This window comes from Pseudomonas sp. GW821-FHT02A08 (genome assembly GCF_059422045.1).
Window position 1 is genome coordinate 115,493 of sequence record NZ_JBWKWD010000004.1, and the last position, 13,117, is coordinate 128,609.

Annotated in this window: 9 protein-coding genes; all 9 read right to left on the bottom strand. The window is 60.8% G+C overall.

The genetic code is table 11. The features are described from left to right. Positions 1-3: 3 nt before the first annotated feature. Positions 4-4,449: a glutamate synthase large subunit gene (gltB, locus tag AC07W4_RS04760; RefSeq protein WP_495031694.1), complete on the bottom strand. Its 4,446-nt coding sequence runs from the start codon at positions 4,447-4,449 to the stop codon at positions 4-6. 350 nt (positions 4,450-4,799) lie between these two features. Next, positions 4,800-6,401 carry an ExeA family protein gene (locus tag AC07W4_RS04765; protein ID WP_495031695.1) on the bottom strand — a complete coding sequence of 534 codons (1,602 nt, stop codon included), beginning with the start codon at positions 6,399-6,401 and terminating at the stop codon, positions 4,800-4,802. Positions 6,402-6,411: 10 nt separating this feature from the next. Continuing rightward, positions 6,412-7,512, bottom strand: coding sequence for a 3-dehydroquinate synthase (gene aroB, locus AC07W4_RS04770; RefSeq protein WP_495031696.1), 1,101 nt, complete (start codon positions 7,510-7,512; stop codon positions 6,412-6,414). A 151-nt stretch (positions 7,513-7,663) separates the two neighbouring features. Further along, the gene (gene aroK, locus AC07W4_RS04775) at positions 7,664-8,182 is read right to left on the bottom strand and encodes a shikimate kinase AroK (RefSeq protein WP_056725695.1); all 519 of its coding nucleotides are present in this window, start codon (positions 8,180-8,182) and stop codon (positions 7,664-7,666) included. Positions 8,183-8,186: 4 nt separating this feature from the next. Further along, positions 8,187-10,256 (bottom strand): type IV pilus secretin PilQ, encoded by a 2,070-nt coding sequence (locus AC07W4_RS04780; RefSeq protein WP_495031697.1) that lies wholly within the window; start codon positions 10,254-10,256, stop codon positions 8,187-8,189. Positions 10,257-10,269: 13 nt separating this feature from the next. Then, the gene (locus tag AC07W4_RS04785) at positions 10,270-10,797 is read right to left on the bottom strand and encodes a pilus assembly protein PilP (RefSeq protein ID WP_495031698.1); all 528 of its coding nucleotides are present in this window, start codon (positions 10,795-10,797) and stop codon (positions 10,270-10,272) included. Beyond that, positions 10,794-11,417 (bottom strand): type IV pilus inner membrane component PilO, encoded by a 624-nt coding sequence (locus AC07W4_RS04790; protein ID WP_495031699.1) that lies wholly within the window; start codon positions 11,415-11,417, stop codon positions 10,794-10,796. The genes AC07W4_RS04785 and AC07W4_RS04790 overlap by 4 nt, the downstream gene beginning before the upstream one ends. Beyond that, positions 11,414-11,980 (bottom strand): PilN domain-containing protein, encoded by a 567-nt coding sequence (locus AC07W4_RS04795; RefSeq protein WP_495031700.1) that lies wholly within the window; start codon positions 11,978-11,980, stop codon positions 11,414-11,416. Before AC07W4_RS04795 ends, AC07W4_RS04790 begins: the two co-directional genes overlap by 4 nt. Then, positions 11,980-13,044 carry a pilus assembly protein PilM gene (locus AC07W4_RS04800; RefSeq protein WP_495031701.1) on the bottom strand — a complete coding sequence of 355 codons (1,065 nt, stop codon included), beginning with the start codon at positions 13,042-13,044 and terminating at the stop codon, positions 11,980-11,982. Before AC07W4_RS04800 ends, AC07W4_RS04795 begins: the two co-directional genes overlap by 1 nt. Positions 13,045-13,117: the final 73 nt, after the last annotated feature.

Consider the following 13,117-nt stretch of genomic DNA (forward strand, 5'->3'; position numbering starts at 1 on the left):
ATATCACTGCGGGTTGGCACGGGTGCTGGAAAGCAACGATTTCAGGTTGGCAGCCTTGGGCTTGACCAGCCAGAAACGGCGCACGTAATCATCGAGGTTCTCGGCGAGTTCACGACCCCACTCGCTGTCGGTTTCCTCGACGTACTCGTTCAGCACGCGTTGCAGGTGGCTACGGTAGGCTTCCATCGCCTCGCCGCTGATCCGCTGGATTTCCACCAGTTCGTGGTTGACCCGGTCAACGAAAGTGTTGTCCTGGTCGAGCACATAGGCGAAACCGCCGGTCATGCCAGAGCCGAAGTTGTAACCGGTCTTGCCCAATACGCAGACGAAACCACCGGTCATGTACTCGCAGCAGTGATCGCCAGTGCCTTCCACGACGGTGTGGGCACCGGAGTTACGCACGGCGAAACGCTCGCCCGCGGTGCCGGCGGCGAACAGCTTGCCGCCGGTGGCGCCGTACAGGCAGGTGTTGCCGATGATGGCACTGTCCTGGGTGCGGTAGACACTGCCCTTCGGCGGGACGATGACCAGCTTGCCGCCGGTCATGCCCTTGCCAACGTAGTCGTTGGCATCGCCTTCCAGGTACATGTTCAGGCCGCCGGCGTTCCATACGCCGAAGCTCTGCCCGGCCGTGCCTTTGAAGCGGAAGGTGATCGGCGCGTTGGCCATGCCCTGGTTGCCGTGCTTGCGCGCGATTTCACCGGAGATCCGCGCGCCGATGGAACGGTCGCAGTTGCAGATATCCAGGGCGAACTCGGCGCCGCTCAGGTCGTTGATCGCCGAGGTGGCCAAGTCGACCATTTTCTCGGCCAGCAGGCCCTTGTCGAATGGCGGGTTGCGCTCCACACCACAGAACTGCGGCTTGTCCGCCGGCACGTGATCGCTGCCCAGCAACGGGGTCAGGTCCAGGTGATGCTGCTTGGCGGTCTGGCCTTCGAGGACTTCCAGCAGATCGGTACGCCCGATCAGCTCTTCGAGGGAGCGCACGCCCAGCTTGGCCAGCCACTCACGGGTTTCTTCGGCGACATAGGTGAAGAAATTCACCACCATGTCGACGGTACCGATGTAGTGATCCTTGCGCAGCTTCTCGTTCTGGGTCGCAACACCGGTGGCGCAGTTGTTCAGGTGGCAGATGCGCAAGTATTTGCAGCCCAGGGCGATCATTGGCGCGGTGCCGAAGCCGAAGCTTTCAGCGCCGAGGATGGCTGCCTTGATCACGTCGAGGCCGGTTTTCAGACCGCCGTCGGTCTGTACCCGGACTTTGCCGCGAAGGTCGTTGCCGCGCAGGGTCTGGTGGGTTTCGGCCAGGCCGAGTTCCCACGGAGCGCCCGCGTACTTGATCGAGGTCAGCGGCGATGCACCGGTACCGCCGTCATAGCCGGAGATGGTGATCAAGTCCGCATAGGCCTTGGCCACACCGGCGGCGATGGTGCCGACGCCCGCTTCCGCTACCAGCTTCACCGAGACCAGTGCCTTCGGGTTGACTTGTTTCAGGTCGAAAATCAGCTGCGACAAGTCTTCAATCGAGTAGATGTCATGGTGCGGCGGTGGCGAAATCAGGGTCACGCCCGGCACTGCATAACGCAGCTTGGCAATCAGACCGTTGACCTTGCCGCCCGGCAGTTGACCACCCTCGCCCGGCTTGGCGCCTTGGGCGACCTTGATCTGCAGCACTTCAGCGTTGACCAGGTATTCCGGGGTTACACCGAAACGGCCGGTGGCAACCTGCTTGATTTTCGAGCTCTTGATGGTGCCGTAGCGCGCCGGGTCTTCACCGCCTTCGCCGGAGTTGGAACGCGCACCGAGGCGGTTCATGGCTTCGGCCAGGGCTTCGTGAGCTTCCGGCGACAGGGCGCCCAGGGAGATACCGGCGGAGTCGAAGCGCTTGAGCACCGATTCCAGCGGTTCGATCTCGCTGATGTCCAGCGGCGTGTCCAGGGTTTTGACTTTCAGCAGGTCGCGGATCATCGACACCGGGCGGTTATCCACCAGCGACGTGTATTCCTTGAACTTGCTGTAGTCACCCTGCTGCACGGCGGCTTGCAGGGTGTTGACCACGTCCGGGTTGTACGCGTGATATTCGCCACCGTGGACGAACTTCAGCAGGCCGCCTTGCTGGATCGGCTTGCGCGGGCTCCAGGCTTCGGTGGCCAGGGCTTTCTGCTCGGCTTCGATGTCGACGAAACGCGCACCCTTGATACGGCTCGGCACGCCACGGAAGCTCAGGTTGCAGACTTCCTCGGACAGGCCGATGGCCTCGAACAACTGCGCACCGCGGTACGAAGTAATGGTCGAGATGCCCATCTTCGACAGGATCTTGAGCAAGCCCTTTGTGATGCCTTTACGGTAGTTCTTGAACACCTCGTAGAGGTCGCCCAGCACTTCACCGGTACGGATCAGGTCGCCCAGCACTTCATAGGCCAGGAACGGATAGACGGCAGAGGCGCCGAAACCGATCAACACGGCGAAGTGGTGCGGATCGCGAGCGGTCGCGGTTTCCACCAGGATGTTGGAGTCGCAACGCAGGCCTTTTTCGGTCAGGCGATGGTGCACCGCGCCGGTAGCAAGCGAAGCGTGGATCGGCAATTTGCCCGGAGCAATGTGACGGTCACTCAGAACGACCTGGGTACGGCCCGAGCGCACGGCTTCTTCAGCCTGATCGGCAACGTTGCGGATCGCCGCTTCCAGGCCGATGCTCTCGTCGTAGTTGAGGTCGATGATCGCGCGCTCGAAACCCGGGCGATCGAGGTTCATCAGCGAGCGCCACTTGGCCGGGGAAATGACCGGCGAGCTGAGGATCACGCGCGAAGCGTGTTCCGGCGATTCCTGGAAGATGTTGCGCTCGGCACCGAGGCAGATCTCCAGCGACATGACGATGGCTTCACGCAGCGGGTCGATCGGCGGGTTGGTGACCTGCGCGAACTGCTGGCGGAAATAGTCGTACGGCGTGCGCACGCGCTGGGACAGCACGGCCATCGGCGTATCGTCGCCCATCGAACCCACGGCTTCGTAACCCTGTTCGCCGAGCGGACGCAGCACCTGGTCGCGCTCTTCGAACGTGACCTGGTACATCTTCATGTATTGCTTGAGCTGATCGACGTCGTAGAACGCCGAACCGTGGTCGTTGTCTTCCATGGTCGCCTGGATTCGCAGGGCATTCTTGCGCAGCCATTGCTTGTACGGATGACGGGACTTCAAGCGGTTGTCGATGGCGTCGGTGTCGAGGATCTGGCCGGTTTCGGTGTCCACGGCAAAGATCTGGCCCGGGCCAACGCGGCCTTTGGCGATCACGTCTTCAGGCTGGTAGTTCCAGACACCGATTTCCGAGGCCAGGGTGATGAAGCCGTTCTTGGTGGTGACCCAACGCGCCGGACGCAGGCCGTTACGGTCGAGCAGGCACACCGCGTAGCGACCGTCGGTCATTACCACGCCGGCCGGGCCGTCCCACGGTTCCATGTGCATCGAGTTGTATTCGTAGAACGCACGCAGATCCGGGTCCATGGTCTCGACGTTCTGCCACGCAGGCGGAATGATCATCCGCACGCCACGGAACAGGTCGATGCCACCGGTGACCATCAGCTCCAGCATGTTGTCCATGCTCGATGAGTCGGAACCCACGCGGTTGACCAGCGGGCCGAGCTCTTCCAGGTCCATCAGGTCGTTGGTGAACTTGGTGCGACGGGCCACGGCCCAGTTGCGGTTGCCGGTGATGGTGTTGATCTCGCCGTTGTGCGCCAGGAAGCGGAACGGTTGAGCCAGCGGCCATTTCGGCAGGGTGTTGGTGGAGAAGCGCTGGTGGAACACGCAAATCGACGTTTGCAGGCGCTCATCGCTCAGGTCCGGATAGAAGGCGGTCAAGTCCGCCGGCATCATCAGGCCTTTGTAAATGATGGTTTTGTGGGAAAAGCTGCAGACGTAGTGATCGACGTCGGCGGCGTTGGCCACGGACGAGCGACGACGGGAGGTGAACAGCTTGACGGCCATGTCCTGATCGCTCAGGCCTTCACCGCCGATGAACACCTGCTCGATCTGCGGCAGGCGCTCAAGGGCCAGGCGGCCGAGGACGCTGGTGTCGATCGGCACTTTGCGCCAGCCGACCAGTTGCAGACCGGCGGCCAGGATCTCGCGGTTCATGTTTTCGCGAGCGGCTTCGGCTTTGACCGGGTCCTGGTTGAAGAAGACCATGCCCACCGCATATTGCCTGGGCATTTCGACGCCGAAGGTTTCCTGGGCGATGGCTCGCAGGAACACGTCCGGCTTTTGAATCAGCAGACCGCAACCGTCACCGGTCTTGCCGTCGGCATTAATCCCACCGCGGTGGGTCATGCAGGTCAGGGCCTCGATGGCCGTTTGCAAAAGGGTATGACTGGGCTCGCCCTGCATATGGGCTATCAGGCCGAAACCGCAGTTATCCTTGAATTCATCTGGTTGGTACAGACCTGCTTTCATAGACACTTTCTCACCAGGCTGCCTCTGATCGAGGCAAATTTCTTTTCAATTCAACCACTTGCCATCCGCGCCGAACGTACGCCAGCTTTGCGGGGACAAAAGGGAGGTCATTGTACACACCGACACTTGGCCTCACAAATTTGACGACGAAATGTCGCAAATCTATGTCGCATTTGTGAAAGGTTTAAAGCGATCTGCTGTGCTAGTCAAAACTTTTTTTAATTTTGACCGCAACGACTCAAAGACTACTGTGACGCAGACACCACAAGGCACGCAGCCCGAAGGGCAGCGCGCACTTGTAGAAATTTTGAGGTGCTTGGAGAGGCGGCCTGGGTAAGGCCGCCGAATCTTCAGCGAGTTGTTGCCAGTTCCTGTTGGACGCTGGCGACAGTGCGAGGCCAAGGTTTACCAGCCTGAACCTTCGCTGGCAAGGCCTTGATGGCGGAAACGGCTGCATCACGATTGGCGAAGTTGCCGTAGGTGATCACATAAAGCGGCTTGCCATTGAGGACTTTCTTGAAATAACGGTACTCGCCGCCCTGCTCCTTGACGAAGCTTTGTGCGGCGGTTTCGGAGCTGGTGCCGAGGATTTGCACCACGTAGTTGCCCGGTGCCTGACCGGCGTACCAGGTGCCGCCAGCAGCCTTGGCCACCGGAGCCGGTTTCTCGGCAGGCTTGGCCGCAGCAGCAACGGCTGGCTTGGCTGGCGCTGGAGCAGGCTTGGCCACAGGAGCAGGCGCTGGCTTGGCGGTGGCGACCTGGGTCGGCGCTGGTGTCGGCTTGGCCGCTGGTGTCGGCGCTGGTGTCGGCGCAGGGCCGGCAGGAACGCCTGCAGGCGGCGCAGTGGTGGTCACCGTCGGCGGTATGGCGCTGGAGCCTTCAACCGGAACGCCATCATCGCCTTCAGTGATACCGCCTGCGGCTTCAGCCAGCGGGGCGCGCATGACCGGTTGCGAGTTACCGACCAACGGCAATGGCATCGGCTGCGTGTTGCCGGCGAATTCGACGGCCGGAGCCCCCCCATTCGCGGTTGGCTGGCCTTGACCAAGCGGCAGTTGCGCCTGTTCATTGGCCGGCGCACCGGCGGTCGGTGCCTTGTTGCGACCCGGAATCAACCAGGCGGCAGCTACCGCGACCACGACCACGGCGGAAATCGCCAATACGTGTTTCTTCGGCATATTGAACCCCATTTTTGGACGCTTGACCGCTGAGCGGCTGGCGATCATGGCTTCGATCATTGCATCGCGGGCGACCTGATTGATGCTGCCAGGCCAGCCTTCGGAGCTTTCGTGAATATCAGAGATCTGATCCGCGGTGAAAAGTTCGATACCGCGACCCGCGCCTTCGAGCCGCTGCTCCAGATATTCGCGGGTTTCTTCTTCGGTGTAGGGCTGCAACTCGATGACGTGGAAGCGCTCTTCCTCGAGATGCAAAGCCTCAAGCTGACCGATCAGCGAGGTCTCACCGAACAGGAACACATGCGGGCGGCCTTCAGGCGCGCCGGCAGCCAGGACCATCAGCGCCTCAAGGGCAGACTCGTCGAGTTGTTCGGCGTCATCGACCAGCAGATAGACTTCCTGCCCGGTCAGTGCAAGCTGCACCACCTGGGCCAGAATGGCGTCGGCATCAGCATGGGCGACGTTCAGCGCCTGGGCCACCTGGTGCAGCACACCGGCCGCATCGCCGGCACCGCGGGCAGAAACCACCACGCTTTGTACCGATTGCTTGTTGGTGCTGGCGACCAGGGCCTGACGCAACAGGGTCTTGCCACTGCCCTCGGGGCCGGTGACCACCAGCAGCAACTGGCTGTAGCGGGCCAGGTGATGCAGTTGTCCCAGCACGGGTTTGCGCTGGGCCGGGAAAAATTTGAAGCCAGGCACCCGTGGAGCAAAAGGGTCATGACTCAACTGGTAATGGCCGAGGAAAGCCTCGTCGGCATGCAAACTAGTCATCGTGTTCTTATTAACCTTTAAGCTGAGCCAGGGCGCGGTAGTCTGCCCCCAGCGTGGCCTGTAGAACCTCTTTCGGATAATCGTCGGTCACCACCGCTTCGCCCATGTGGCGCAGCAGCACCAGGCGCAAACGACCGTCGATCACTTTTTTATCAATGGACATGTGTTCGAGGAAATCGGCTTCTGTCATCTCTTGCGGCGGCATGACCGGCAGCCCCGCACGCTGGAACAGACGAATGCCGCGATCACGCTCCTGCTCGCTGATCCAGCCCAGTCGCGTGGACATTTCCAGCGCCATTACGGTGCCAGCAGCCACTGCCTCACCATGAAGCCATACACCATAGCCCATGTGGGTTTCGATGGCGTGGCCAAACGTGTGGCCCAGGTTCAAGGTGGCACGAACGCCCGTCTCTTTCTCATCGGCACCGACCACCGCCGCCTTCGCCGCGCAGGAGCGCTCGATGGCATAGGTCAGGGCTTGCTGGTCCAGACTGCGCAGGCGGTCAACGTTGTCTTCGAGCCAGGTCAGGAATGGCTCATCACAGATCAGCCCGTACTTGATGACTTCGGCCAGCCCGGCGGACAGCTCGCGCGCCGGCAGGGTGTTGAGGCTGGCGGTATCGATCAGCACCACGTTCGGCTGATAGAAGGCGCCGACCATGTTCTTGCCCAGCGGATGGTTGATCCCGGTCTTGCCGCCGACCGAGGAGTCGACCTGGGACAGCAGCGTGGTCGGAACCTGGATGAAATCGACGCCGCGCTGGTAGCAGGCGGCGGCAAAGCCGGCCATGTCACCGATCACACCGCCACCGAGGGCGATCACCGTGGTGCGGCGGTCATGCCGGGCGGTCAGCAGGCCGTCGAAAATCAGTTGCAGGGTTTCCCAGGTCTTGAAGGCTTCGCCGTCGGGCAGTACCACGGAAATCACCGAGAACTGCGCCAGGCTGCGGGTCAGACGCTCGAGATAGAGCGGGGCAACAGTCTCGTTGGAGATGATCGCTACCTGCCGTCCGCGAATGTGCGGGGTCAGCAGCTCGGGCTGATCCAACAAACCTTCGCCAATATGAATCGGGTAGCTGCGCTCGCCTAGATCGACCTTGAGTGTCTGCATGTGTCCCCACAGTGAAGATGGAATCAGGCGTCTTGCCTTGAATTAACCAATGTCCGCGGCCTCTGCTGGTGTGACGCCGTTCGGTAGCCATCCGCCACAACCTTGTACGGTCATGGCAGGACGCCGAGGATAGCGCATTTCGCGCGGCGCTTTAACGGGGTGGCAGCTGCTGCAGGCGCTCCAGAATGTCGAGTACGACCATTCGTGGCGGCCGCTCATCTGTTTCGACCACCAGGTCGGCAATTTCCCGATAAAGCGGATCGCGGATCGCCAGCAGATCCCGAAGGGTCTTGGCTGGATCGGCGGTACGCAACAATGGCCGATTGCGGTCGCGGGACGTGCGGCCGACCTGCTGCTCGACCGACGCATGCAGATAAACCACTCGCCCACCGGCATGCAGTGCCCGACGATTGGCTTCGCGCATGACCGCGCCCCCGCCTGTCGCCAGCACCACACCGTCGTAATCGCACAGCTCGGCAATCATTGCCTGCTCGCGATCACGAAAGCCCGGTTCGCCTTCCTTATCGAAGATCCAAGGGATATTGGCGCCCGTGCGCAATTCAATTTCCTTATCGGAATCTTTGAATGGCAGGCGCAGCTCTTTGGCCAGCAACCGGCCGATGGTGCTTTTTCCAGCCCCCATCGGTCCAACAAGAATCAAATTTCGCACAGAATCAATGACTCACAGCAATCGCCTGATTATTCATGATACGCGGAGTGAGGAATACCAACAGCTCGGATTTTTTCTCCGAAACCACATCACGCCGGAAAAGGCGGCCAAGATACGGCACATCGCCAAGAAATGGCACCTTATCTACAACCTTGCTCTGAGTATTTGAGAAAACGCCGCCAATGACGATGGTCTCGCCATCGTTGACCAGGACCTTGGCGTTGACTTCGTTTTTCTTGATGGGCGGTACATCCTGGACCTTGTTCAGGAAGTCCGGTTCGTCCTTGGTGACCTTGACCTCCATAATGATCCGGTTGTCGGGCGTGATCTGCGGCGTCACCTCCAGCGACAGCGAAGCCTCCTTGAACGACACCGACGTCGCGCCGCTGGAACTGGCTTCCTGATAAGGAATCTCAGTGCCCTTGAGGATTTTCGCGGTTTCCTTGTCGGACGTGACCACCTTGGGTTGCGAGACGATTTCCCCGTTGCCGGTTTTCTCCATGGCCGTCAGCTCCAGGTCCAGCAAGACGTTATCGGTGATGAACGCGATGCCGATTCCCGAGGTGTTGTTGGCTACGCCCATGTCGACGAACGGTGAGTTGGTGCTGGTACTGCCGGGCGTGCCGATGGTCGATGACCCATTGAGCCCATTGCTGACGCCGGAGGTGTTCCAGTTGCCCTTGTTCTGTATCGAACCACCCCAACGCACCCCAAGGCTTTTGTCGTAGTCGACATTGGCTTCGACGATCCGCGCCTCGATCATCACCTGGCGCACCGGGATATCCAGTTGCGTGACGATCCTGCGCAGCTCGTCCAGCCGGTCCTGGGTCTGGTAGGCAATGATGTTGTTGGTGCGTTCATCAACGGTGATCGACCCCCGTTCGTCGGGTTTCGCTTCGGCACCGGTCACCGACTGGAAGAGCTTGGCGATGTCCGCCGCCTTGGCGTAATTGACCTGCAGCAGCTCCCGACGCAACGGTGCCAGATCGGCAATCTGCTTCTGCGATTCGAGCTCCTGACGCTCACGGGCAGCAATTTCATCGGCCGGCGCAACCAGCAGGACATTGCCGACCTTGCGCTTGTCCAGCCCCTTGGTTTTCAACACCAGATCCAGCGCCTGATCCCACGGCACGTTCTGCAGGCGCAGGGTAATTCCCCCCTGGACCGTGTCGCTGGCCACCAGATTGAGGTTGGTGAAATCGGCGATCAGTTGCAGCACCGAGCGCACATCGATGTCCTGGAAATTCAGCGAAAGTTTCTCGCCGCTGTAGGCCTGTTGCCCGGCATTGCGTTTTTGCAGCTCATCGACCGTCGCCGGGCGAACGCTGACCGTGAGCTTATTGTCAGTCTGATAGGTCGAGTAATCGAACGTGCCGCCGGGCTCGATGCTGATGGTGGCTCGGTCGCCGCTCTCGCTGGCAGTGACGAACTGCACGGGCGTGGCGAAATCCTTCACGTCCAGACGCACGCGCAACCGCTCGGGCAATCGGGTTTTGGCAAATCCGACGATGATCCTGCCCTCGCGCTCTTGTATGTCGGGCGCAATCGATGGATCCGACAAGTCGATCACCACGTTGCCTTCGCCCTGGGTTCCCCGCTGGAAATCCACACCCCGAATGGCCTTGCCTGCCGTCGCCGCGGCTCGTGCCGGAGCCGGCGTTGCTGTGGCCGCCGGCCTGGATGTCGACGGTTTGCCCCCCTGCCCGACAACTACCAGCAGATTGTTGCCTTCAATTCGCGAATCATACGGGGCCGGCCGGGTCAGATTGATGATCAGCCGCGTCCGGTCCCGGGCTTCCACTACCGTCGCACTGCGGGCATTTCCACTGCCGAGATCGCGAGTCTTGCTGGCCAACTGACTGGCGACACCCGGCAAATCCAGGGCAATCCGGGCCGGCGAATCCGTCGTGTAGCCGTGGGGCACCGGGGGCGGCGCATCGAACGACAACTTCAACTCGACACGGTCACCCGGCAGCGCAGCGACATCCAGCGCCTTGAGGTTGGCCGCTTGTACCATCGACGACAACAACGCTATCCATAGCGAAAGGCCGATGGTGGAGAGAATCCTGTTCATTATTGGAGTTCCACTATGAGTGCTCTTTCAAGGAAATGGTCCGGGGACGCTCCAGCCAAGCTCCCTGACCATCAGGGACAATTTCAACCACATCGACTTGAGAGCCGCTGATCGCGACGATCCGTCCGTCGTTACGCCCCAGGTAATCGCCGACTTTCAGCCGGTGCACCCCACCCGCCCCGCGCAGCAAGGCATAGGCGCCCGTTGCATTGGAAAGGGTGCCGACCATTTCAAACTGCTCGATGTTGAAGCCTTCGAGGTATTGTTTAACCCGATCCGGGTCGGGTTTGACGTTATGCGAACCCCGCCGTCGGGCCGCCAGATCAGTGCTGATCTGCGGTGAAAACGGGCTGCGCAGATTCGCTGCGTTGTAAGTGAATGCCGGGTAGGACCGAAATACCGGCGTTGGTTCAATCCTCCCCGGCCCGTGCAGGCGCATTTCGTTCATGTACGCATCCAGATCGGTGTAGTCATCGCCTGCGCCACAACCGGACAGGGCAGACAAAAACACCATCACCGAAAAACAACGTGCCGGACTCATTGATGCTGTCCCTTGTCGTTGTAGCGGTAGGTCTTGGCGAGGATGGTCAAGCGCAGCTTCGGACTACCCTCGGGGCTGACGGGCGCAAGATCGAAATCGTGCAAGGTGACGATTCGCGGTAACCCGGCCACACCACTGACGAAGGTGGCCAGGTCGTGGTAATCCCCGGTGACCGTGATCTGGATCGGCAGTTCGATGTAGAACGGCTGGGCGACCTCCGGCAGCAACTTGATCTCTTCGAACTCCAGGCCGCTACCCAGGCCCGTACGGGTGATGTCTTCCAGCAAGCCAGGCACTTCGGTGTCACCGGGCAGTTGCCGCAACAGCACGACGAAGGCGCTCTCCATCTCCTTCAACTGCCGGGTATAGAGATCCAGATTCGCCGCCATGCGGGCTTTGCCGCCGAACTGCTCCTTGAGGGTCGACTCTTCTTCGCGCTTGAGATCGAGCTGCCCCACAAGGTCGCGGGTGGAAAAGCTGTAGCCAAAGGCCAGCACCAGAAGCACAAACAAACCGACCACCAGAAACTTGATCACCGGCGGCCAGGAACCCATGTTGCTGGTATCCAGATCATTGATGTCGATCTTGCGCAGCCCTTCGAACCATTCCGACAGACTCATTTGCCCCCCTCCGGTGCCGGGGGCTGAGTCTGACGAACGGTCAACTGGAAGACGTTGGCCTGCTCCACCTGACCGGCGGCCGTGGCCTTGACTTCGGTCAGGCTCGGCGCATCGAACCAGTCTGATGCCTCGAGGTTGCGCATCAACTCTGAAACACGGTTGTTGGATTGCGCGGCGCCAGTGATGGACAAGGTCTTTGCGGTCATTTTCACTTCGGTGAAATACACGCCGTCGGGCAGGGCTCGTACCAACTGGTCAAATACTCGCCCGCTGATCTGGCGATTGCCTTGCAAGTCCTGGATGACGCCCATGCGCTCGACCAGTTGCTGACGGCGCGACTGGAGATCATTGATCTGTGCGATCCGCCCATCGATCACGGCGATTTGCTTGCCGATGTAATCGTTACGGGCGACTTGCCGGTCGATGGCACCGCTGATGACCTGGTTCGCGACCAGCACCGCACCCATCGCGCCCACCATTGCCGTCACCAGGACCAGCAGGAAACGCTTGCGGCGAACTTCACGCCGCTCTTCGCGCCAGGGTAAAAGGTTGATCCGCGCCATCAGTCGAAGCTCCTGAGGGCCAGACCGCAGGCGATCATCAACGCCGGGGCATCACTCGCCAGGGCGGCACCGTTGACCTTGCTGCCCAGAGTCATTTCGCAAAAAGGGTTCGCGACCTGGGTCGGCGTGCCCAATTGCTGCTCGATCAAACGGTCCAGCCCCGGGATCGACGCGGTACCGCCGGCCAGCAGGACATGGTCGACGGCGCTGTACTGGCCGCCGGCAAAGAAGAAATGCAACGAGCGCGACACTTGCTGCACCAGCGCCTCTCGAAATGGCTGCAAGACCTCAGCGGCATAGCCATCCGGCAGACCGCCCTTCTTTTGCGCCAGCCCCGCCTGCTCCAGCGTCAGGCCATAGCGACGCTGGATTTCCTCAGTCAGTTGCCGACCGCCGAACAGTTGTTCCCGGGTATAGATAATCCGCCCGTTGTGCAGCACGCTCAGGGTGGTCATGGTGGCGCCGATGTCCACCACTGCGACCGTCGAAGACTCCCCGGAAACCGCAAGCCGGCTGGCCAGCAATTCGAATGAGCGCTCCAGCGCGTAGGCCTCGACATCGACCACGCGGGCGGTCAGCCCCGCCAAGGACAGGGCTGCCTCGCGGACCTCGACGTTTTCCTTGCGACAAGCGGCGAGCAGCACGTTGACACGCTCGGGATTGCGCCCGGAGGCGCCCTGGACTTCAAAGTCGATCGCGACCTCGTCCAGGGGATAAGGAATGTACTGATCGGCCTCGATCTTCAGCTGGCTTTCCATCTCGTCCTCGGAAAGACCGGCCTCCATCTCGATGGTCTTGGTGATCACCGCCGAGCCCGCCACGGCCACGGCCACGTTCCTGAGGCCGGTTCTGGCCTTGGCCAACGCACGCGCAAGGGCCAGCCCCACGCCTTCGAGCTCGGCGATATTCTTTTCGATCACCGCGCCGACCGGCAACGGCTCGACCACATAGGCCTCTACTCGAAAACGCTCACCCTGACGGCTCAACTCCAGAAGTTTCACCGAGGTGGAGCTGATGTCGATTCCCAACAGCGCATTGGATTTTTTGTTGAAGAGTCCTGGCACTACCAATTCCCTATGACTTTCCGTGAGTTACGGACTCTGCAATGTCCATTGCGTTCAATCCGCCCGTCTTGAC